Annotated in this window: 23 protein-coding genes; 21 read left to right on the forward strand and 2 right to left on the reverse strand. The window is 40.7% G+C overall.

Annotation, left to right across the window (positions count from 1 at the left end; genetic code table 11):
• The first annotated feature begins 13 nt into the window (after positions 1-13).
• The 15 genes from NSQ49_RS18435 (at position 14) to NSQ49_RS18505 (ending at position 14,591) form a co-directional block, all read left to right on the forward strand.
• Positions 14-148 (forward strand): YrzQ family protein, encoded by a 135-nt coding sequence (locus tag NSQ49_RS18435; RefSeq protein ID WP_159863274.1) that lies wholly within the window; start codon positions 14-16, stop codon positions 146-148.
• Positions 149-259: 111 nt separating this feature from the next.
• The gene (locus NSQ49_RS18440) at positions 260-1,348 is read left to right on the forward strand and encodes an AI-2E family transporter (protein WP_159863273.1); all 1,089 of its coding nucleotides are present in this window, start codon (positions 260-262) and stop codon (positions 1,346-1,348) included.
• A gap of 382 nt (positions 1,349-1,730) precedes the next feature.
• Positions 1,731-4,364: an alanine--tRNA ligase gene (gene alaS / locus NSQ49_RS18445; RefSeq protein ID WP_251283655.1), complete on the forward strand. Its 2,634-nt coding sequence runs from the start codon at positions 1,731-1,733 to the stop codon at positions 4,362-4,364.
• A 42-nt stretch (positions 4,365-4,406) separates the two neighbouring features.
• Positions 4,407-4,616, forward strand: coding sequence for a hypothetical protein (locus NSQ49_RS18450; protein WP_159863271.1), 210 nt, complete (start codon positions 4,407-4,409; stop codon positions 4,614-4,616).
• Positions 4,603-4,869, forward strand: a complete 267-nt coding sequence (locus NSQ49_RS18455; RefSeq protein ID WP_009333061.1) for an IreB family regulatory phosphoprotein — start codon at positions 4,603-4,605, stop codon at positions 4,867-4,869. The genes NSQ49_RS18450 and NSQ49_RS18455 overlap by 14 nt, the downstream gene beginning before the upstream one ends.
• 2 nt (positions 4,870-4,871) lie before the next feature.
• Positions 4,872-5,288 (forward strand): Holliday junction resolvase RuvX, encoded by a 417-nt coding sequence (gene ruvX / locus NSQ49_RS18460; protein ID WP_174749524.1) that lies wholly within the window; start codon positions 4,872-4,874, stop codon positions 5,286-5,288.
• 14 nt (positions 5,289-5,302) lie between these two features.
• Positions 5,303-5,587: a DUF1292 domain-containing protein gene (locus NSQ49_RS18465; RefSeq protein ID WP_035331232.1), complete on the forward strand. Its 285-nt coding sequence runs from the start codon at positions 5,303-5,305 to the stop codon at positions 5,585-5,587.
• Positions 5,588-6,012: 425 nt separating this feature from the next.
• Entirely contained in the window at positions 6,013-7,146 is a 1,134-nt protein-coding gene (gene mltG / locus NSQ49_RS18470; RefSeq protein ID WP_159863270.1) for an endolytic transglycosylase MltG, read from the forward strand.
• A gap of 464 nt (positions 7,147-7,610) precedes the next feature.
• Positions 7,611-8,246: an O-methyltransferase gene (locus NSQ49_RS18475; RefSeq protein WP_251283719.1), complete on the forward strand. Its 636-nt coding sequence runs from the start codon at positions 7,611-7,613 to the stop codon at positions 8,244-8,246.
• Between the two features lie 5 nt (positions 8,247-8,251).
• Entirely contained in the window at positions 8,252-9,181 is a 930-nt protein-coding gene (locus NSQ49_RS18480; RefSeq protein WP_251283656.1) for a peptidase U32 family protein, read from the forward strand.
• Positions 9,182-9,216: 35 nt separating this feature from the next.
• Positions 9,217-10,485 (forward strand): peptidase U32 family protein, encoded by a 1,269-nt coding sequence (locus NSQ49_RS18485; RefSeq protein ID WP_159863268.1) that lies wholly within the window; start codon positions 9,217-9,219, stop codon positions 10,483-10,485.
• Between the two features lie 3 nt (positions 10,486-10,488).
• Positions 10,489-11,124: a uridine kinase gene (gene udk / locus NSQ49_RS18490; protein ID WP_159863267.1), complete on the forward strand. Its 636-nt coding sequence runs from the start codon at positions 10,489-10,491 to the stop codon at positions 11,122-11,124.
• A 251-nt stretch (positions 11,125-11,375) separates the two neighbouring features.
• Entirely contained in the window at positions 11,376-11,852 is a 477-nt protein-coding gene (greA, locus tag NSQ49_RS18495; protein WP_009333053.1) for a transcription elongation factor GreA, read from the forward strand.
• Positions 11,853-11,908: 56 nt separating this feature from the next.
• Positions 11,909-13,702: a peptidoglycan D,D-transpeptidase FtsI family protein gene (locus NSQ49_RS18500; protein ID WP_251283657.1), complete on the forward strand. Its 1,794-nt coding sequence runs from the start codon at positions 11,909-11,911 to the stop codon at positions 13,700-13,702.
• A gap of 223 nt (positions 13,703-13,925) precedes the next feature.
• Positions 13,926-14,591: a YrrS family protein gene (locus NSQ49_RS18505; RefSeq protein ID WP_159863265.1), complete on the forward strand. Its 666-nt coding sequence runs from the start codon at positions 13,926-13,928 to the stop codon at positions 14,589-14,591.
• 23 nt (positions 14,592-14,614) lie between these two features.
• Here NSQ49_RS18505 and NSQ49_RS18510 read toward each other — a convergent pair whose 3' ends face one another.
• Positions 14,615-14,821, reverse strand: a complete 207-nt coding sequence (locus NSQ49_RS18510; protein WP_159863264.1) for a YrzA family protein — start codon at positions 14,819-14,821, stop codon at positions 14,615-14,617.
• A 216-nt stretch (positions 14,822-15,037) separates the two neighbouring features.
• Between NSQ49_RS18510 and mtnN the strand changes: the two genes are divergently transcribed.
• The 4 genes from mtnN (at position 15,038) to sigK (ending at position 18,205) form a co-directional block, all read left to right on the forward strand.
• On the forward strand, positions 15,038-15,742 hold the full coding sequence (gene mtnN / locus NSQ49_RS18515; RefSeq protein WP_159863263.1) for a 5'-methylthioadenosine/S-adenosylhomocysteine nucleosidase: 705 nt from the start codon (positions 15,038-15,040) through the stop codon (positions 15,740-15,742).
• 128 nt (positions 15,743-15,870) lie between these two features.
• Positions 15,871-16,131, forward strand: coding sequence for a YrhC family protein (locus tag NSQ49_RS18520; protein WP_159863262.1), 261 nt, complete (start codon positions 15,871-15,873; stop codon positions 16,129-16,131).
• A gap of 374 nt (positions 16,132-16,505) precedes the next feature.
• Complete coding sequence (locus tag NSQ49_RS18525; RefSeq protein WP_113882862.1) at positions 16,506-16,646, forward strand: YrzI family small protein; 141 nt, start codon at positions 16,506-16,508, stop codon at positions 16,644-16,646.
• 839 nt (positions 16,647-17,485) lie between these two features.
• Positions 17,486-18,205 (forward strand): RNA polymerase sporulation sigma factor SigK, encoded by a 720-nt coding sequence (sigK, locus tag NSQ49_RS18530; RefSeq protein ID WP_035331221.1) that lies wholly within the window; start codon positions 17,486-17,488, stop codon positions 18,203-18,205.
• 25 nt (positions 18,206-18,230) lie between these two features.
• Here the strand turns inward: sigK and NSQ49_RS18535 are convergent, their stop codons facing one another.
• Positions 18,231-19,196, reverse strand: a complete 966-nt coding sequence (locus NSQ49_RS18535; RefSeq protein ID WP_159863261.1) for a F510_1955 family glycosylhydrolase — start codon at positions 19,194-19,196, stop codon at positions 18,231-18,233.
• 446 nt (positions 19,197-19,642) lie between these two features.
• Between NSQ49_RS18535 and NSQ49_RS18540 the strand changes: the two genes are divergently transcribed.
• Positions 19,643-19,795 (forward strand): hypothetical protein, encoded by a 153-nt coding sequence (locus NSQ49_RS18540; protein WP_201306498.1) that lies wholly within the window; start codon positions 19,643-19,645, stop codon positions 19,793-19,795.
• A 116-nt stretch (positions 19,796-19,911) separates the two neighbouring features.
• Positions 19,912-21,711: a M3 family oligoendopeptidase gene (locus tag NSQ49_RS18545; protein WP_251283660.1), complete on the forward strand. Its 1,800-nt coding sequence runs from the start codon at positions 19,912-19,914 to the stop codon at positions 21,709-21,711.
• Positions 21,712-21,746: the final 35 nt, after the last annotated feature.

The following is a 21,746-nucleotide window of genomic DNA, read 5'->3' on the forward strand; positions in this document are numbered from 1 at the left end:
GAGGTGAGCCAGTTTGAACAAAATATTAACCTCTGCAATGATGCTTGGGGCAGGCATGGCTGCTTATAATTACGCCCAAAAAAATAATATGGTATCAGGCCGAAAAATGAAACGCATTCAAAAAAGAATAACAAAAGCTTTATTTTAAAATGATCAGGGCTGGTTCTTAACATAGGGCCAGCTTTTTTGCGCGGTTTAGTTCTCTTAATGCATAAATCCCGGGTAAGCTATCACAATAAAGACAAGGAGGCGGGCCATAATGAATATTCGAATGAAATGGTACTACCGGCTTGGGTTTCTGCTTCTCTTGCTTATTGTAATTTTAATTTTCCTAAAGCTCCAGGCATTATGGATGCCCATTCTGGAAATCGTATTTGCCGTATTGATTCCATTTGTCATAGGTGCATTTATTACATATCTTCTTCACCCGATCGTTGAAAAACTGCATGAAACGGGCCTAAATAGGGGGCTTGCTGTTTTTATTATTTATTTTTTATTTTTCGGGGGGATAGGATTTACCCTGTATAAAGGGATTCCGGCTTTTATCCATCAATTGCGTGATCTGGCGGAAAATGCCCCTCAATTTGCAAATCAATACCGCGGGTGGATCGACACGATTCAAAGTAAAACATCAACATGGCCTGACAGCCTGCAAACCAGGATTGATGATATTATTGCAGCTATAGAGAAACGGTTAAATAATCTTTTATCAAAGGTAATCACATTTTTTCTTAATGTATTGAACTATGCTGTGATTATCGCAGTAATCCCCTTTATCTCCTTTTATCTCCTTAAAGATTTCTCGATTATGAAAAGAGCGGCCTGGTATTTGACACCGAGAAAATGGAGAAAAGAAGGAGTGTTGTTCTTAAGAGATATAGATAAGTCACTAGGAAGCTATATCAGAGGCCAGCTCCTGGTATGTGCAGCCATTGGGGCCATTTCCTCTTTGCTATTCTGGATTTTTGATATGCGGTATCCTCTATTGCTAGGCACCATAATTGGTGTTACCAATGTAATTCCTTATTTTGGCCCAATTATCGGAGCGGTCCCGGCTGTAATTATTGCTTCTGCTTTATCGGTTAAAATGGTCGTCATAACAATGGGGATTATAATCGTACTTCAGTTCCTCGAGGGGAATATCCTATCACCCCTGATTGTTGGAAAAAGTCTGCATATGCATCCTCTTCTCATTATGCTTGCACTTCTGGCCGGCGGGGAAGCAGGGGGGATATTGGGTTTGATTATTGCAGTTCCGATTTTGGCGGTCATAAAAGTCAGTATCTTACATGCAAAAAAACATTTTTCAAAAAATAAACAGCCAAAAATCAGCGGAACCTCATCATGATGTTGACAACAATAAAGGTAAATCGCTATAATGCGTCTATAAAGTTATATATTAAACATTTTGACGGAATGAGTATGTTATAGGCCATCTGCATGAATGCAATACTGCATTCATAAAAGAGAGGGAGTTCCATGGCTGAAAGATCTCCCAGATGAAGGATAACAGAAAGCTAATCCTGAGTGCAGCTAATCCCTGCCGTGTTTCCGCGTTAAGGATCTGAGAGATGGGAGATTGCCTAATGAATCGGATAAGAATCTGGTCATTATTCATTTAACTTCCATAATCAGGGTGGTACCGCGAGCAAGCTCTCGTCCCTGTCCAGGGATGAGGGCTTTTTTTGTTGTTTTTAAAATTATTTACATATATTAGGAGGTTGATTAAAATGAAACAATTATCAGGTGCTGAGATACGCCGAATGTTCCTGGATTTCTTTAAGGAGAAAGGACACGATGTTGAGCCGAGCGCATCTCTTGTTCCGCACGAGGATCCTTCCCTTCTATGGATTAATAGTGGTGTCGCTACTCTGAAAAAATATTTTGATGGCCGTGTCATTCCTGAGAATCCAAGGATTACAAATGCCCAAAAATCCATCCGCACCAATGATATTGAAAATGTAGGCAAAACAGCAAGGCACCATACATTTTTTGAAATGCTGGGCAACTTCTCAATTGGGGATTACTTTAAAGAAGAAGCAATCCTGTGGGCTTGGGAGTTTTTGACTGATAAAAAATGGATCGGTTTTGAAGAAGAAAAGCTTTCTGTTACGATTCACCCTGAAGATGATGAAGCTTTTAATATCTGGAGGGAAAAAGTGGGAGTGCCGGAAGAGAGAATTATCCGCCTGGAAGGAAACTTCTGGGATATCGGAGAAGGTCCAAGTGGACCAAATACAGAAATTTTCTATGACCGCGGACCTGAATATGGAAATGACATGGATGATCCTGAACTATATCCAGGCGGGGAAAACGAACGTTATTTAGAGGTATGGAACCTGGTATTTTCTGAATTCAATCATAATCCTGATGGCACTTATACCCCGCTTCCTAAGAAAAATATTGATACTGGTATGGGGCTTGAGCGGATGGCATCTGTGGTTCAAAATGTGCCTACTAACTTTGATACAGACTTATTTATGCCAATCATCCGTGGAACAGAGGAAATCTCAGGCCGGAAATATGGAGCTTCAAAAGAAACGGATGTCGCATTTAAGGTTATTGCTGACCATATCCGCACAGTTGCATTTGCAGTCGGTGACGGTGCTCTCCCTTCTAATGAGGGACGAGGCTATGTATTAAGAAGACTGCTTCGCCGTGCTGTCAGATATGCTAAACAAATCAATATAAATGAACCATTCATGTATCAATTGGTGCCGGTCGTCGGTGAAATTATGGATGATTTCTATCCGGAAGTAAAAGAAAAGACAGAATTTATTCAAAAGGTCATCAAGAACGAAGAAGAACGTTTCCATGAAACACTTCATGAAGGCCTTGCCATTCTTTCTTCAGTTATTAAAAAGGAAAAGGAAAAGGGCAGTGATACGATTCAGGGTGAAGATGTTTTCCGTCTTTATGATACGTATGGATTCCCGGTTGAATTAACGGAGGAATATGCTGAAGAAGAAGGTATGAAAGTGGATCATGCCGGCTTTGAAAAGGAAATGGAAGGACAGCGTGAGCGTGCACGTTCAGCGCGTCAGGATGTAGATTCCATGCAGGTCCAGGGTGGGGTATTAGGCGAGCTGAAAACTGAAAGCCAATTTGTCGGATATGATAAGCTTCAGACAAATGCCACAATTGCAGCAATTGTGAAGGATGGGCAATTAATCGAAGAAGCACTTGCTGGTGAAGAGATTCAGATTATCTTGGATGAAACACCATTTTACGCAGAGAGCGGCGGACAGATTGCTGATCAGGGTACTCTTGTATCAGAAGGTTTAAAGGTTTCCATTAAGGATGTTCAAAAAGCTCCGAATGGACAAAACCTTCATAGAGCTGTCGTTGAAAAAGGAACACTGAAGGCTGAAGCATCTGTGTTAGCTTCTGTAAATGAGCAAATCCGTTCAAAAATAATCAAGAATCATACTGCAACTCACTTGCTGCATCAGGCTTTAAAGGATGTTTTGGGAGGTCATGTTAACCAGGCTGGTTCTTTGGTAGGGCCGGATCGCCTGCGTTTTGACTTCTCTCATTTCGGGCAAATTACTTCTGAAGAGCTTGAGAAAATTGAAGCGATTGTTAATGAACAAATTTGGAAAAGCCTTGAAGTTGATATCAATTACAAGGATATTGACGAGGCAAAGGCAATGGGGGCTATGGCTCTATTTGGCGAGAAATATGGCAAGATTGTCCGTGTTGTTCAGGTTGGGGATTACAGTCTTGAGCTTTGCGGAGGGTGCCATGTTCCGAATACTGCTTCCATCGGATTGTTCAAGATCCAATCAGAAAGCGGAATTGGCGCTGGAACGCGCAGAATAGAAGCGGTAACTGGCGAATCTGCATACAAGCTTATGAATAATCAGATTACCGTTTTAAAAGAAGCTTCCGGCAAATTAAAGACTAATCCTAAAGATTTGTCAGCAAGAATTGATGTACTGCTCGGAGAAATGAAGCAGCTGCAGCGTGAAAACGAATCTTTAGCAGCGAAATTGGGCAATATTGAAGCAGGGAGCCTTGTATCAAAGGCGAAAGAAGTCAATGGCATTACTGTTCTTGCTGAGAAGGTACAGGCATCAGACATGAATAACCTTCGCAATATGGCTGACGATTTAAAACAAAAGCTTGGATCTGCTGTGGTTGTATTAGGCAGTGTAAACGAGGGAAAAGTGAATATTATTGCCGGGGTGACAGATGATCTGATCAAAAAAGGCTTCCATGCGGGCAAAGCGGTCAAAGAAGTTGCTGCAAAATGCGGCGGCGGAGGCGGGGGCCGTCCCGACATGGCTCAGGCTGGCGGAAAAGACCCTGACAAACTTGAAAGTGCTCTGCAATTTGTGGAAGAATGGGTTAAATCCGTTTGATATCCCTGTAAAGTAGTGTAAAATGGAGGTAACCAAGAGAGATTGTTCATCATCAGGAAGAAACAGCTTGTTCTTCACCATGTTTTCCTGTCAGGAACAAGATTATTTAATGATCGCTCTGTTTATTCAGGCGGCAGCCAAACCGTTATGAAGAGGGGGACAAGCTGGCTATGCACCGGATTAAATCCGGCAAATATTAGCTATCCTATCCGTCATACAGAAAAGCGAGGTGTAAGATATGAGCTCATTTGATAAAACAATGAGGTTTAATTTTCCTGAAGAACCAATCGAACAAGATGTGAATGAAGTTCTGTTTCAAGTATATGGTGCCCTCCAGGAAAAAGGGTATAACCCCATTAACCAAATTGTCGGTTATCTGCTATCCGGGGACCCGGCTTACATTCCCCGCCATAAGGATGCACGCAATATCATCCGTAAACTTGAACGGGATGAGATCATCGAAGAATTGGTTAAATCATACTTAAAACAGCAGCGTGAGGGATAAACATGCGGACTATGGGATTGGATGTCGGCTCTAAAACGGTCGGTGTCGCTCTAAGCGATGCGCTCGGATGGACAGCGCAGGGCTTGGAAACCATCAAAATCAACGAGGAAGAAAAAGAGTTTGGTTTTGAAAGAATTGGTGAAATAATAAAAGAGCATGAAGTCAGTAAAATTGTTGTCGGCTTGCCTAAAAATATGAATGGAACCATTGGCCCCCGCGGCGAAGCCAGCCAGTTCTTTGCTTCAGAGCTGGAAAAGCTATTTGGTCTTCCGGTCGTATTATGGGACGAGCGCCTCTCAACAATGGCAGCTGAAAGAGTGTTGCTGGAAGCGGATGTAAGCCGCAAAAAACGGAAAAAAGTCATTGATAAAATGGCAGCCGTCATGATTTTACAAGGCTTTTTAAATAGCCAAATTTAATGAGGTGAACAGAAATGAACCATGGAGATAACAACATTACTGTAATTGACGAGGAAGGCAACGAGCAGCTTTGCGAAGTATTGTTCACGTTTGATTCGGATGAATTCGGCAAGTCATATGTCCTTTACTATCCAGTAGGGGCAGATGAAAATGATGATGAAGAAATTGAAATTCACGCATCAGCATTCAGCCCAAGCGAAGACAGCAAGGATGGAGAACTGCAGCCAATCGAGACAGAAGAGGAATGGGATCTAATTGAAGAAATGTTAAACACATTCCTTGATGAGCAGGAAGATTAAAAAAACTGGCCCCCGGGCCAGTTTTTTTTTTGCTTATTTACTCCGGTGAATTGAGTGAAAATACAAAGTGTGAAATTTGAAGTTTAATGGCGAATCTTTTGGGTTTTTGTAATATCCTGCGACTTCAAAAAGAAAATATAGTATAATAAGCCGTGACGTATCAGGAAACATAAAGAATGAAGTTTTTCCTAGGCAAGTTGGCATGAAATGCAGTTAATTCACAAGGCTATAATGACGGGGCTGTTGTTTTGTAATAATTGCAGCGAAGGTGAGATCATCGAAATACATTCATGCATTGTTCACACAAGGAAGGAAGCCTATTCAAATTCCCGCGAGAGTTAGGGGATAAAATGGAAAGGTTAACAACATTTTTTATGAAAAGAGCCATTTAAAAAGCCAACGTCTTTGGAACGGGGGGATATGAGATGTCAGCAGACGATCAAAAAGGGAAAAAAGATATAATACGCCAAAAAATGATTGAGCGCCAAGGTGAAGCAAAAGTGGTCCGTAAAATTGTACTGATAGTTGCAATTATATTATTGATCTCAGCTGCTGCAGTGATCGGCGGCGGATATTTCTATATTAATTCAGCTTTAAAGCCTGTTGATCCCGATAATAATAAGTCCAAGAAAGTAGAGATACCAATCGGATCATCTGTTACAGGAATTGGCACTGTTCTCGAAGAGAATGGAATTATCAGGGATGCTCGTGTTTTTAAATATTATGTGAAATTTAAAAATGAAGCTGGATTCATGGCAGGAGAATATTCATTGAAGCCTTCAATGAATATGAAGGAGATCCTGGACAGCTTAAAAACAGGCAAGGTAATGGAAGAGGTAGCATTCAAAATCACCATTCCAGAAGGAAAACAGCTGGAGCAAATAGCGGGGATTATTGCAGAAAAAACGGATAAAAAACCTGAAGATGTCTTGAAAAAGCTTAATGATAAAGCTTTTATTAAGTCTTTAATGGCGGAATATCCTGAATTGCTGACGAAGGAAATCCTGGCTGAAAATATAAAATATCCTCTTGAGGGATACCTATTTCCGGCGACCTATCCATTTTACAAAGAAGATACAACTATAGAGGAAATTGTCAAAGTTATGCTTGATAAAACTGCATCAGTTATGAAAGAGTATAGTGCTGATATGGACAAACGGGAATACACTCCACACAAACTATTGACAATGGCATCTCTCATAGAGGAAGAAGCAACGGCAAAAGTAGACCGTGATCAGATTGCGAGTGTTTTCTACAATCGGATTGACACGGGAATGCCACTGCAGACAGATCCGACTGTCCTGTATGCCCATGGTGAGCATAAATCCAGGGTTTTATATAAAGACTTAGAGATCGACTCACCATACAACACATATAAGTATCCTGGACTGACACCTGGGCCAATTTCAAATGCAGGTGTTTCCTCAATTGAAGCAGCATTGGTGCCTGCAGAAACAGATTACTTATACTTCCTGGCCACATCAACAGGAGAAGTTCTTTTCTCAAAGACACTGGACGAGCATAATCAAAAAAAGGCACAGCATATATCGAATAATTAAATTAAGGAAGGGGAATGTGCAGATATGGCATTCCCCTTTTACTTATGGTAAAATAGATCAGGTGTTTTATCCCAGTCTACAGGCAGTGTAAGATTCCACTTCAAGACTCAGAGGAAACAAGGGAGGATAAGTGGGGGAAAACTGCCCGTAAAGGCTCGAAAAGAAGAACAAAGGCTAAAAGCCACATCCTGTGGCAACATCTTTATGACCAACTTCCTGTGGGCCTAAACTAACAATCAGCAGGGAGAAAGCACTCCCCACTGATTTATACGGCTTCCCGATAGCGTGAATCACGGACAAGCATGGATAAGGCATCTAGCCGGAATGCAGTACAGTGCATTTTCACATCCTATCTGTGAACGCTATTTTTTTCATGCCTAAATAGAAAAGCGGCTGCGACCGTGAGTATCTTTGTGCCGCAGCTTGATCATAATATTACGTCTGATCGAGGTGAAGCCAGCTTGATGAACGATAAGCTGCATGCATATATAGAGGAAATAGTACCCGAAAGATCCGAGTTATTGGGCAAAATGGAGCAATATGCCAAAGTGCACAATGTTCCGATTATGGAGCTGGCAGGAATTGAGGCAATGCTTCAGCTTTTGCGCATTCAAAAACCGAAAATGATTCTTGAAGTAGGCACTGCAATCGGCTATTCAGCACTAAGAATGGCGTTTGCTGTCCCAGATTCGAAAATTGTAACAATTGAACGCGATGAGGAACGTTACCTGCTTGCAGAACAGTATATAGATGAGGCAGGGAAAAAGGAGCAAATCCTGATCATAAAAGGAGATGCCCTTGAAGTCGGAGAAGACATTGAAAAATACGGACCATATGATGCTATTTTTATCGATGCAGCAAAGGGCCAATATCAGCGCTTTTTTGAAATTTATTCCCGCTTTCTCTCCAATGACGGAGTGATTATTACAGACAATGTCCTTTTTAAAGGCCTTGTGTGTGAATCAGAAATAGAAAATAAGCGCATTCGGAATATGGTTAGAAAAATTGATTTGTTTAATAAGTGGTTAATGAGTCATCCTGAATACCATACAGTTATTTTGCCTGTTGGGGATGGCGTGGCAATTAGTAAAAAGAGGTGATTAGAATGAAAAAACCTGAACTGTTAGTGACACCTACAAGTGTCGAAGATATCGAGACACTTGTGTCTGCAGGCGCAGATGCCTTTGTTGTAGGGGAACAGCGATATGGATTGAGGCTTGCTGGGGAATTCACAAGGGAAGATGTAAAGGAAGCGGTGGAAATCGCCCACAGACACGGAAAAAAAGTGTATGTAGCGATGAACGCATTATTTCATAATGATAAAGTGCCTGAGCTTGAAGGTTATATCAGCTTCTTAAAAGAAGTAAGTGCTGATGCTATCATTTTTGGGGATCCGGCTGTATTAATGGCTGCGCGCTCGGCTGCCCCGGACATGAAGCTCCATTGGAATACTGAAACAACTGCTACAAACTGGTATACCTGCAATTACTGGGGCAGAAAAGGCGCTAAACGTGCAGTCCTTGCTAGAGAGATTAATATGGATGCCATCATTGAAATAAAAGAAAATGCCGACGTAGAAATAGAAGTGCAGGTTCATGGCATGACTGCCATGTTCCAGTCAAAGCGCTCCCTGCTTGGTAATTACTATGAATACCAGGGAAAAGCCCTTGAGATTGAAAACCGCAAACAGGAAAAAAGTATGTTCCTTCACGATAAGGAGCGGGAAAATAAATACCCGATTTTCGAAGATGAAAATGGCACTCATATCATGAGTCCAAATGACATCTGCATTATAGATGAACTGCAGGAAATGATTGAAGCTGGCATTGATTCATTTAAAATTGACGGGATATTAAAATCACCTGAATATATCATTGAAGTGACAAAACTCTACAGAAAAGCTATTGACTTATGTGTTGAAGACCCGGACCAATACGATGAAAGTAAGGATGGACTTCTCACTGAAGTTGAAGAAATTCAGCCCGCGAATCGCCCGCTGGATACTGGATTCTTCTTTAAAGAAACCGTCTACTGATTTGATAATATAAAAAAGAAAGAGGAGGAAGCTCTATGGCAGCGGTAAAAGATAAAATTTCCGAAATTGTCAACGGCAAACGGGTTATTGTAAAAAAGCCTGAATTGCTTGCTCCGGCAGGAAACCTTGAAAAGCTGAAAATCGCCGTTCACTATGGTGCGGACGCTGTGTTTATCGGCGGTCAGGAATATGGCCTTCGCTCAAATGCAGGCAACTTCACTTTTGAAGAAATGAAAGAAGGCGTGGAATTCGCCAAAAAATATGGAGCTAAGATTTATGTTACAACCAATATTTTCGCTCATAACGAAAATATTGATGGTCTTGAGGAATATTTGCTTGGCCTCAAAGAAGCAGGAGTAGCAGGAATCATTGTGGCTGATCCGCTTATCATCGAAACCTGCCGCCGTGTTGCACCGGAAATTGAAGTTCATTTAAGCACGCAGCAATCCCTTTCCAACTGGAAGGCAGTTGAGTTTTGGAAGGAAGAAGGGCTGGAGCGTGTAGTTCTTGCGCGTGAAACAAGTGCGGAGGAAATTAAAGAAATGAAGGAGAAGGTTGACATTGAAATTGAAACCTTCATTCATGGGGCGATGTGTATTGCCTATTCCGGACGCTGTACTCTAAGCAACCATATGACAGCACGTGATTCCAACAGGGGCGGCTGCTGCCAGTCCTGCCGCTGGGATTATGACTTATACCAGCTTGAAGGCGAGAATGAAGTTCCTTTATTCAGCGAAGGAGATGCTCCATTTGCAATGAGTCCTAAAGACCTTAAGCTGATAGAGTCAATTCCCCGTATGATTGAACTGGGAATTGACAGCTTGAAAATTGAAGGGCGCATGAAATCCATCCATTACATTGCAACTGTAGTAAGTGTGTACCGTAAAGTAATTGATGCATATTGTGCAGATCCGGATAACTTCCAGATTAGGCAGGAATGGCTTGAAGAGCTTGATAAATGTGCTAACCGTGAAACAGCACCCGCTTTCTTTGAAGGAGTCCCAGGGTATAAAGAGCAAATGTTTGGAAATCATAGCAAAAAGACGAATATCGATTTCGTGGGGCTTGTTCTTGATTACAATCCGGATACAAAGATTGTTACTCTTCAGCAGAGAAACAAATTTATGCCTGGTGAGGAAGTCGAGTTCTTTGGCCCTGAAATTGAGAACTTTACACAAGTCATCGATAAAATTTGGGATGAAAAAGGCCATGAGCTGGATGCTGCACGTCATCCGCTTCAAATTGTTCAATTTAAGGTTGATAAGCCGGTTTACCCTGACAACATGATGCGAAAGGAGCTCTAATCTATGAAACGCAAACCCGTTGTAATAGGGGTGGCCGGCGGATCCGGCTCAGGTAAAACAAGCGTAACCAAAGCGATTTATGATCGATTCAAAGGACATTCCATCCTTATGATCGAGCAGGATTATTATTATAAGGATCAGACTCATCTTCCTTTTGAAGAAAGATTGAAAACGAATTATGACCATCCGCTTGCATTTGATAACGATTTGCTTATTGAACATATCGAAAGCCTGCTGAGATATGAGCCGATTAGAAAGCCTGTATATGATTATGCCATGCATACAAGATCTGAAGAAGTAATTGAAGTTGAACCGAAGGATGTCATTATCTTAGAAGGCATTCTGATTCTTGAGGATGAGAGGCTCCGTGATCTGATGGATATGAAATTATATGTGGATACGGATGCCGATCTGCGTATTATCCGGCGCTTATTCAGGGATATTAAAGAGCGGGGACGCACCATGGATTCAGTCATAGAACAATATGTAAATGTGGTTCGGCCTATGCATAATCAGTTTATTGAGCCGACGAAGAGATATGCTGACATCATTATTCCTGAAGGCGGTCATAATTACGTTGCCATCGATTTAATGGTCACAAAAATTCAAACAATTCTTGAACAAAAGTCATTTTTATGAAACAATAGCATTGAAAATGTTCTCTAGGAATTATCCTTTTACCGAGTGGCTGTGTAAGACAGTGCTTACCTGACCTCAATATAATCGTCAGCAGCTAAATCTTTCAGAGCTAGTCAATATAAAAAGATGATCTGCGCGCCCTTTAAAAAAGGACGCGCTCCTGTTCATTTTCCTGAAAATATGATAAAAAGAAGTACATACATTATAGAACACATACTTTTAAGGATGTGTAATTCGAAGGAGTGAAGGTTTTGGCTACAGAAAAAGTGTTTCCAATGACACAGGCAGGTAAAGAAAAACTTGAGCAGGAACTGGAATATTTAAAATCGGTTAAACGCAAAGAAGTGGTTGAACGTATAAAGATCGCAAGAAGCTTCGGTGACCTTTCCGAGAACTCAGAGTATGACTCAGCGAAAGAAGAGCAGGCCTTTGTTGAAGGCCGGATCACCACTCTTGAAAATATGATCCGCAATGCAAAGATCATTCAAGAGGAAGAAATGGCTGGAGATATTGTGGGACTTGGCCGTTCCGTTACGTTCGTAGAGCTTCCTGATGGAGATGAAGAAACTTACACCATCGTAGGAAGTGCGGAGGCGGATCCTTTTGAAGGAAAAATCTCAAACGATTCTCCAATCGCCAAAAGCCTAATTGGGCGTACAGTTGGAGACGAAGTTACTGTTCAGACTCCTGGAGGAGAAATGAACGTACGCATTGTTTCCATTAAATAAGAATAGCTGGTTTGAAATCAGAAAACCTCGTCAAAACTTTTGACGAGGTGTTTTTTATGTGGAGAAAAAGAGCAGTTGGCTGGCTTATCGTTAGTTTCCTTGTACTTTGCTTTCTATTGGGAAGGCTGATACAGCTGCAGCTGGTTTCAACAGAGCATTTTACTGACAGGGGAATTAACCTTTTGGAAGCGAGTGTCCGTCAGCGTTCCCAGGAAATGATTATCGATGCCGGGAGGGGGGATTTTCTTGATCGCAGCGGTAATCCCTTAACATTCGAAAATAAATCTGTTCTTATATTATTCCCCTTCCTCGCAAGAATGGATTGGGATATTAAGAGGATATCTGAAATTACAGGTGCTTCGGAATACTCTTTGCGGCATTCTGTTGAAAATGCAAAAGAACCTTTTGCATTTGGGAGCCCGGAACCCATTCAGCTGTCTTACGCTCAAATGGAAAAAATCAATGACCTGAAAATTCCGGGTGTCTTTGCTGTTGATAAGAAATACAGCCGTTCCGACAAACCGGCATCCCAGCTAATTGGAATTACCGGTCAAAATCAGGACGTGCTTAAAAAAAGGTATCCGGACAAAGATCTGTCTTCCGACACAATGATTGGGATTACTGGCTTGGAGAAGAGCTTTGATGAATTCCTGCTTCCTGAAGGGGCATCAAAACTTGTCTATCATGTGGATGGAACGGGCGGACCGCTGTTTGGCATTGATGTAAAATATGTTGAGCCTGCAAACCCCTTTTATCCGGTCAATATTAAGACAACTTTGGACTATGATTTGCAGATGATGGCAGAAAAATTGGCGGATCAGCATGGGATAAAGAAAGGCGGCATTGTCCTTCTGGATATAGAGACGAATTCAGTATTGGCAATGGTGTCGCGTCCATCGCTTAATAAGCATAATCCATTTGATGAAGAAAGCAGAGGAACGGTTAATCATATGATTAAACAGCAGATCATGGGATCTGTTTTTAAAACGGTGGTGGCAGCAGCCGCAATTGATCATGATCTGGACGATCCTAAAAGGCAATATGACTGCAGCAGGAAGATAAATGGGGAACCGGATCTTAAATATCAGCACGGGATGCTAAATTTTGATGAGAGCTTTGCCAGGAGCTGTAATAATACATTTGCATCCATTGCTAAGGAGTTAAAGGATATTAACCCGGATCTCCTTGAGCAGTATGCAGAAAAACTGTCATTAATAGGTCCTGTAAGCTGGCGTGGAGATATTTATCACTTCAGCGATTTTAAACAGCTGCAAGACGAAGAAAAAGGTCGGGTGTTTCTATCTGAAGATGCTAAAAAAGACAGTAATTTTGCAGGCCTGACAGGGATAGGACAGCATGAAGTGAGGGCTACTCCGCTGGCTGTGGCCAACATGATGGCAACTATAGCCAGAGGAGGGGAAAAAGAAATGGTCCGGGTTGCATCAGAGATTGAATATAAAAACAGTACATCTCTTATAGAATTCGAAAAACAAAAGCTGCAGGGAGATATCATTGCTCCATATACCGCTATGAAGCTCCAAAAGCTGCTAAGGGGAGTAGTCATCAATGAAGAAGGGACCGGCCGCTGGTTTAAAGAGCTTCCTTTCGAAGTTGCAGGCAAATCCGGTACTGCAGAAACAGGCATAATGGCTGATGGAAAGCAGCTTCACAATAAATGGTTTGCTGGATACTTTCCATACAAAAATCCAAAATATGCTCTAGTAACCGTGAATTTGGAAGTTACTGAAGACAAAGGAGGAGTTAATCCGCTCTTTGCGGATATTGTGAAAGAAATCTATAACTATAATCATAATAAAGAAAATCCGCCATCTGGCTCTCCAGGCTCTTAAATAATTATGGTATATTGTAACTTTCCGTATGCGGCTGTCGTCCATTTAATGCTGGCAGTACCTGGTGTCCACAGGTTATTTCTTTTAAGTTAGCCTTATTCCATGTTAGAATGTTGACAGCCGCTGTTCGGGCAATAGCCTTTATGCAGACGGCCGGGTTAATAAATTCCGCTCATTTTTATTATACCTATAAGTCTGATAATAGATTGGGGAGGAGAAAGTATTGAAAGGGAATAGCAGAGAATCCCGTTTTGGCAAGCGGGAAAAAAGAAAAAAAACCAATATTATCTTAAATAGTCTTATCGCACTTGTTATTATCCTTATTATTGTTGTATCAGCCAAAATATTTTTTGGCGGTAATAATGACCAGGAGCTTACTGCCAATGAAGAGACAGCATCTGAATCGAAGCAAAATGAGAATAACAAGGAAGATAAGGGCAATGAAATAGAGCAAAATAAGGATAAAGAAGAAAAGCAAGCAGATAAAGAGTCTGAAGAAGAAGAAAAAGAATCAGAAGAAAATGCTGAAGAAGAGAATCAAGAAGATAAAGAACAAGTCGTAACAGAAGGCGGAAGCGGACCTGACGTTGAAAAAACGATTGAAAATCCAGCATGGAAACCAGTCGGAACTTCCCAAACTGGAGAACATACCGCTGTTTATGATCAAAATCATGTAGATTGGCAGGAAATGCTCAGTGCCATTTCTTATGCTACAGGTATTGAACAGGGTAATATGACTGTTTGGTTCCTCGGAAATAATGGGCCAAATAGCTCTGTGGGGACAATTTCCACAAAAGATCAAAGTGAAAAATATCGTGTCTATATAGACTGGGTTGACGGAGAAGGATGGAAGCCATCAAGAGTAGAGGTCTTAAATGAGATAAATTAATTAATAAGGACGCCAAGGCGTCCTTATTTTTTTGCTTTATAGTGGACCACCGCTGAGAAATAGGTCCTTCCATTCTCGTCAAGATGCATTTGATGTGAAACATGGTGGACAGATAAGAGGATGGCTTTATTATGCTCAATCTGTATATTTACCTTCTTTTCAAGCTCCTTTAAAGTAGGTGCCTCATAAAACTCAACCTTATCTTCTATTAAATCAAACTGGAAATTCATCAAGGTTCCCCCTTCCCTTCGATACTATCTTTATTTTATGGGGGGAGTTTTAGTCTGGCAACTCTTAAAACCTGGCAGGCATATGCTTGAATGCATTAACGAATATGGTAAACATCCGGTTTATGATGGTAGAATAGAGTTTGCATAAAGTATATGGGCATGGTATTACTAAAGTATGTGTTCAAAGGCATAGAAAAATTAGAAAGAGGTTTTAACATGAAAATAGCTATTATTGGAGCAATGGAAGAGGAAGTTACATTACTTAGAGATAAAATAGAAGATAAGCAGCAGGAAACTGTTGCCGGATGCGAGTTTACAGCAGGGAAAATGAATAATGCGGACGTAGTGCTTCTCCGTTCTGGAATAGGCAAAGTAAATGCTGCTATGTCGACTGCCATTCTTTTGGAGCGGTACAAGCCTGATTATGTCATTAACACCGGTTCAGCTGGAGGATTTAATCCTGAATTAAATGTGGGAGATACGGTCATCTCGACTGAGGTTAGACATCATGATGTAGACGTTACCGCCTTTGGCTACGAATATGGCCAGGTACCTCAATTGCCTGCAGCATTCGAAGCCGATCACAGCCTCGTGCAGATTGCAGAAGCATGCGCCAAGGAAATCGGGGATATCCAGGTTGTCAGAGGGTTAATTGCAACAGGTGATTCCTTCATGAATGATCCGGCAAGAGTGGATTATATCCGTGATAAGTTTATAGACCTTCAGGCAGTAGAAATGGAAGCAGCAGCGGTTGCGCAGGTTGCTCATCAATTTAAGACGCCATTTGTTGTTATCCGTGCCCTTTCAGATATTGCAGGAAAAGAATCCGATGTTTCATTTGAGCAATTTTTGGAGAAGGCAGCACTTCATTCTGCTACACTTGTAATAAAGATAGTAAATGTCCTTAAGAATAACAAATAAAAAAGGACAGATGCTCGTGCAAGGATTCGCTTTTCCCTTTTTTGCCAGTCTTACATTATTTACATCCCCTTCTCTCTTCCTAAATATGTTAGAGTAGAATTATAGTCTTTCATAGAAGGTGATAATAAATGATGAACGAAGCAAAGAAATTATATGAAAAAATGGTGGATTTCAAGCGGTTCGGAATTTCAATGCTCGCTGTCGGCGCGTTTCTTTATATTGGATTAATTATCCCTGATACTTCAAATACAGTTACTGATTTATATATCATGGCTGGATCTTCTTCAGCTTTCCTTATAGGTTCAATCCTTTTCTTTATCCTTTCCAGACGATGCAGAACGAAGTTGAATGAAATGGATGAAGGCCAGGAATACCTCATGAGAAAATAAAGAACGTCAGCGTCCGGATTTCCGGGCGTTTTTTTCATTTATAAAGATTTTTAATAAAAATGAACAAAAAAGGTTTACAAACTGCATAACCGTGGATATAATTACCATTATAAGTGAAAATTCTTAAAAGGAGGTCGAATGAAATGATGTTAACAGCAATTGTATTAGAAACACAGCTAAATAAATACTGTACAAATTCGACCTACATGGAATGGATCGCTTAGATTGGCTTTATTGACATTACATATCCATGCTGCAGGGAGAATTGTGCCCTGCGGTTTTTTATGCCTAAATGGCCAGGCCGCTGGGAGTATATCTCTTTGCGGCTTTTTTGTGCCTATAGGCTGGATATGAAAGAGGAGGTGGGATACCTAATGACACTAAATATATTATTTTTGACAGTCACAATAAAAAAACGTCAATTATCGGCAGAAGACGTTGTTCGCGAGCAAATGGCTAAAAAGATTATTGACCAAAACCGTGATCGTCAATTCTCTATTTACCGTCCATTTTAATTTAAGTGACAAAAAAATAAGAAAGGTGGTTTGTTATATGATGTACATTTTACAGGGACGTCAGGCAATTTTCTGGGTGGAGAAAGATTCCACCTAACAAAGCAGTAACCGGTTAGGAGGTAAGGCACATGTCTTTACATGTTATAATTTTAACCTTGATATTCCGAAAAAAAAGAACTATTCCACGTGACGGAGATTAACAGAATGTTCACATTCCTTCCAATTTCTTAGGTGAGAACCATGTTACATTAAAGAAAATAAGGAATTTAAAAAGGGGTGTGGAAGATGTTCTGGATCGTAATGGGATTAGTTATGTGCGGTACTATCGGCTGCATCATTAGTGCTGAGGTAAGTGTAATAGAGTAAAATGCAATATAAGAAAAAGGACTGACTTCCGGATTGGGGAGTCAGTTCTTTTTGTTTGGAAAAACCCAGAGGAATAGGACAATTCCAGTAACTGCGAGCAATATCATTACGGTCTTTAAAGAAAAACCTTCGAATATAAACTTTGCGAGGCTGTCAAGAAAAACAATAAAAAATACAAGGGCTAAAATTACTCTCTGTCCATTCAAATTATCAAGACCTCTTTCGTGCCAATTATTTAAATACTTTATAGGGAGATATGTATACGCATGCCGGCCCCTAAGAATCATTTCATGGTTGATTATATACTAACACCCTTGCAAAAGCTTTAATGGAGATATCTAATGGCCGAAAAAATAAGTCGCGGATTTTCTTTCTGCTGAAATTATCTAAATTGGACAGACAAAAACAACTCCATCTCTACATAGGAATTAGTTATAGGCATTTTTGAACGCATTATAAGCGGGGGTGGAACGATGTCCGGTATTTTAACTGCACTCGGGTTTTTGGTTAAGGAGATAGTGTTTCTTGTTTCTTATGTAAAAAATAATGCATTTCCTCAACCGCTGTCTCCTGCAGATGAAAAGAAATACCTGCGATTAATGGCTGCAGGTGATTCGCATGCACGTAATATGCTTATTGAACATAATCTCAGACTGGTTGCCCATATTGTAAAAAAGTTTGAAAATACAGGAGAGGATTCTGAGGATTTGATCTCAATTGGGACAATCGGACTGATAAAGGCAATCGAGAGCTATTCGGAAGGGAAAGGCACGAAGCTTGCCACCTATGCAGCCCGCTGTATTGAAAATGAGATACTAATGCACTTGCGGGCACTGAAGAAGACAAAAAAAGATGTATCCCTTCATGATCCTATCGGGCAGGACAAAGAAGGCAATGAAATATCTCTTATTGATGTTCTTAAGTCAGAATCTGAAGATGTTATTAATACAATTCAGCTGAATATGGAGCTGGAAAAAGTGAAGGAGTACATTGATGTTTTAGATGACAGAGAAAAAGAAGTCATTGTCGGCAGGTTCGGTCTGGACCTGCAAAAAGAAAAAACACAAAGAGAAATTGCCAAAGAGCTTGGCATCTCAAGAAGTTATGTCTCCAGAATTGAAAAGAGAGCATTAATGAAAATGTTTCATGAGTTTTATCGGGCAGAAAAAGAAAAAAGGAAAAATAACAGCTAAAGGGACAGTTTGACTGTCCCTTTAGCTATTCTATTCTGCCGTTTTTCAATAAGAGCTTCCAGTTCTCACCGCGGTCTGCAGATTCATATACATCTTTGAGATAAGTTGAAACAGCAAGTTTTCCGTCAGATTTATGATCGGCAGCAATGTATGTAATAGGGTTGTCATAGCTAAGATAAGGGATCTTAACCTGTGTGTTCTCCATCGTTTTAAGATCGATTTTGCTCATTTGAACCTTTTCCTGATCTGCGTAGGCATAGTACAGGCTGTTTTGCGTAAATGTAAGGGCTGTAGCCATAACTGGCTCAGATATTAATTTTACAGTTTCCCCTTTATCCTGTGAGTAAAAGATGCCGCTTCTTGTTGACATGGCCATGACTTCAGGATTAGTTGGGTGTGCAGCGATCATGCCAAGTGTATCGGCCTCAAGTCCCTTTAAGCTGACTGGATCCCATGTTCTGCCTTCGTCCTGGGAACGGTATACACCTGCCTTGAGCTCATCGTTATTTTCCTGATTGATCATATAGATAATATTGCTATCATACCCGGCTGCTAAAAAAGGAAAGGAACTTGTTCCGCTAAAAGCCAGTTTTTTGAAAGAAGCTCCTTTATCTGAGCTTTTCACAATACCAAGAGGGTTTTTTATTACGGAGTTCTTATCAGGATGGCCGCTGACAATGAATCCATCTCTGACGGACTGAAACCCCATATAATCATGGTTAAGAGAAGTGGTCTCGCGCCAAATGCCATCTTTGAAAAACTTTAAGCCTTCACTGGATGAAAGATAAAGTCCGGTATCATTTCCGGGATATCCAATTCCTTGAATATGCTCGATTTGCTGAGCAGAGGCCTCAATAATACTGTAGTCTGCAGCTTCGGTCTTTTCATTTGAAGGCTTTTCAGCAGTTTTCTTACTTTGCTGCTCTTCATTCGAACAGCCGGCAGCGAGCAATAAAAGGAGAAACGCTAAAATCGTTCTGCCATGTTTCATTCGTTTCACTCCAATTCCTAACATTTCAGTGGTTATTCTTAACGATGTCATTATATAGTATTTCAGCATAAAATAAAAAACCCTTGCCTATGGAAGGGTTCTAATGAATGGCTTCATGCTAAGAGTGAAGAAAAAACTTATTCCTTTCCTTATACTTTATATCGGAAAGGTGTTTTGTCATTTTGCCAGACCCTTTACATGCAGGGCAGGTTTTCTTTAGAAATTTACATGCTGTTATACTTCCTGTGCCTTTGCATTTCTCGCAGATCGAGATAATCTTCATTTAACACTCCTCCCATAATATTCCTTATAGTATATTCTATGAACTGTTTTGATAGCGGTGCTATGAAAAAGCGATATTTAAACGCTGATTTAGTACAAAAGCCTAAACGATTGTCCAGTAATTACATATCTTAGTAATAGAAGGCGAAAGGAGGTAATTGGTGATGCCTTATGGTTATGGCTGTTATCCAGTTCCCCCTCCTTATCCATGCGGTTATTATGGAGGAGGCGGTTTCTGGCTGGCCCTCGCAGTTGTACTGCTGATCCTGCTGCTTGTTTTTGGAGGATTTGCTTACTATGGCGGCTATTTCAGATAGTGCAGACCAGCAGTTGGCCCATATCATAGGATATGGGCTTTTTTTGTATATTTTATAGAAATTTCCGAAAATTCAAGGTATAATATTTCTGCAACCGAAACTTTTGGGGGGATTATATGACTGCAACAGCATATTCGTCAGTATGGGATTTAGATGTCTTTTTTAAGGGTGGAAGCAACTCAGCTGAATTTCAGCAGCATTTACAGATAACAAGAAAACATATCGATTCATTTTCTAATGTGATACATAAATGGGAGCCTTCAAACTCCGCTGCAGATGCCGCTGAAATAAGTGAAATTATTGAGCTATTTCAGCAGACAGCAAGAAAAGTGCGCCAGGCTGGTGCTTTTGTCAGTTGTCTTCAGGCTCAAAATACCGAAGACAAAAAAGCGAAAGATCTGAGAGGGGCAACTACGGAATTGAGTGCAGGTTTTCAAAATGCTTTAACTGTATTTGATCAGAAACTGGCAAGTTTAGATCAGAGTGCATGGGAGCAAATAATAAATGATGAGGATTTGCATGAACTATCATTTGTTTTAAGCGAACGCCGCGAAAAAGCCTCGGAAAAACTTTCGCAGGAGGAAGAAACGGTCATTAATGCGCTTGCAGTTGATGGTTATCATGGCTGGGGCCAGATGTATGACGTAATAGTAGGAAACATGAAGATTCCCTGCACTGAAAATGGGGAGATAAACCTGCTCTCAGTTGGACAGGCTGCCAATAAGTTTTCAAGTCCTGACAGGAAGTTGCGCAAGGATGTTTTTGATAATTGGGAAAAGGCATGGAATAGCCAGTCTGACTATTTATCCAAGACCCTGAATCACTTAGCCGGCTTTAGATTAAATATATATAAATTAAGAGGATGGAATGACTTTCTAAAGGAACCGCTGGACTTGAACAGAATGAAAAAAGAAACCCTTGAAATAATGTGGGAGGTAATTGCCCGTCATAAAGCACCTCTTATTAAATATTTGGAGAGAAAGGCAAAGCTTTTAGGTTTAAAAAAATTAAACTGGTATGACCTGGATGCGCCTCTCTCTGAGGCTGAAACGAAATTATCCTATCAGGAGGGTGCGGAATTTATCCTTGAGCAGTTTGATCAATTCGGAGAAGAGATGACCTCCTTTTCAAGAAAAGCTTTTGAAGAAAAGTGGATTGAAGCAGAGGACAGGCCAGGAAAGGCGCCAGGCGGTTTTCATACTTACTTCCCTGAAAGCAGCCAATCAAGAATCTTTATGACATACTCAGGGACACCCTCTAATGTTTCCACCCTGGCACATGAACTCGGGCATGGTTTCCATACATATGCAATGAGAGATCTTCATTTGCTGAATAGGAATTATGCTATGAATGTTGCAGAGACGGCTTCTACTTTTGCAGAAATGATTGTCTCAGATGCAGCAGTGAAAAATGCGGGATCAGAAGAAGAAAAACTGGCACTTCTAGAAGATAAGGTACAAAGATCTGTTGCACTTCTAATGAATATCCATGCGAGATTCCTGTTTGAAACAAGATTCTATGAAGAAAGAAAACAGGGAAATGTAAGTGCTGACCGTCTGAATGAAATCATGGCTGCAGCTCAAAAAGAGGCTTATGGCGGCGCACTTGATGAGTATCATCCGTCCTTCTGGGCTTCAAAACTTCATTTCTTTATTACTGGAGTCCCATTTTATAATTTCCCATATACTTTTGGATATTTATTCTCGCTTGGAATCTATGCACAGGCACTAAAAGAAGGGAAAGGATATGAGGAAAAATATATTGCATTATTGAAAGATACTGCATCGATGACAGTCGAGGATTTAGCATTGAAGCATTTAAATGCTGATTTAACCAGACCTGAGTTCTGGGAAAGCGCCGTTCAATTATGCATGGATGATGTGGAAGAGTTCCTGGCATTAACGGAAGATAAATAAAATGGAAGCCGCGCTCTTAGTTTGAGCACGGCTTC

It is taken from the genome of Cytobacillus sp. FSL R5-0377 (assembly GCF_038004385.1).
GTDB lineage: Bacteria > Bacillota > Bacilli > Bacillales > Cytobacillaceae > Cytobacillus.

Bases quoted from the DNA above. Each gene is read 5' to 3' on its own strand.
- NSQ49_RS18510 (WP_159863264.1), bottom strand. From the start codon at position 14,821: ATGAATTTCCAGTTTGATTTAATAGAAGATAAGGTTGAGTTTTATGAG.
- NSQ49_RS18440 (WP_159863273.1), top strand. From the start codon at position 260: ATGAATATTCGAATGAAATGGTACTACCGGCTTGGGTTTCTGCTTCTC.
- NSQ49_RS18480 (WP_251283656.1), top strand. From the start codon at position 8,252: ATGAAAAAACCTGAACTGTTAGTGACACCTACAAGTGTCGAAGATATC.
- NSQ49_RS18465 (WP_035331232.1), top strand. From the start codon at position 5,303: ATGAACCATGGAGATAACAACATTACTGTAATTGACGAGGAAGGCAAC.
- NSQ49_RS18475 (WP_251283719.1), top strand. From the start codon at position 7,611: ATGAACGATAAGCTGCATGCATATATAGAGGAAATAGTACCCGAAAGA.
- NSQ49_RS18500 (WP_251283657.1), top strand. From the start codon at position 11,909: ATGTGGAGAAAAAGAGCAGTTGGCTGGCTTATCGTTAGTTTCCTTGTA.
- udk (WP_159863267.1), top strand. From the start codon at position 10,489: ATGAAACGCAAACCCGTTGTAATAGGGGTGGCCGGCGGATCCGGCTCA.
- sigK (WP_035331221.1), top strand. From the start codon at position 17,486: ATGTCCGGTATTTTAACTGCACTCGGGTTTTTGGTTAAGGAGATAGTG.
- mltG (WP_159863270.1), top strand. From the start codon at position 6,013: ATGTCAGCAGACGATCAAAAAGGGAAAAAAGATATAATACGCCAAAAA.
- NSQ49_RS18545 (WP_251283660.1), top strand. From the start codon at position 19,912: ATGACTGCAACAGCATATTCGTCAGTATGGGATTTAGATGTCTTTTTT.
- alaS (WP_251283655.1), top strand. From the start codon at position 1,731: ATGAAACAATTATCAGGTGCTGAGATACGCCGAATGTTCCTGGATTTC.
- NSQ49_RS18485 (WP_159863268.1), top strand. From the start codon at position 9,217: ATGGCAGCGGTAAAAGATAAAATTTCCGAAATTGTCAACGGCAAACGG.
- NSQ49_RS18525 (WP_113882862.1), top strand. From the start codon at position 16,506: ATGACACTAAATATATTATTTTTGACAGTCACAATAAAAAAACGTCAA.
- NSQ49_RS18520 (WP_159863262.1), top strand. From the start codon at position 15,871: ATGATGAACGAAGCAAAGAAATTATATGAAAAAATGGTGGATTTCAAG.
- mtnN (WP_159863263.1), top strand. From the start codon at position 15,038: ATGAAAATAGCTATTATTGGAGCAATGGAAGAGGAAGTTACATTACTT.
- ruvX (WP_174749524.1), top strand. From the start codon at position 4,872: ATGCGGACTATGGGATTGGATGTCGGCTCTAAAACGGTCGGTGTCGCT.
- NSQ49_RS18540 (WP_201306498.1), top strand. From the start codon at position 19,643: ATGCCTTATGGTTATGGCTGTTATCCAGTTCCCCCTCCTTATCCATGC.
- NSQ49_RS18455 (WP_009333061.1), top strand. From the start codon at position 4,603: ATGAGCTCATTTGATAAAACAATGAGGTTTAATTTTCCTGAAGAACCA.
- NSQ49_RS18535 (WP_159863261.1), bottom strand. From the start codon at position 19,196: ATGAAACATGGCAGAACGATTTTAGCGTTTCTCCTTTTATTGCTCGCT.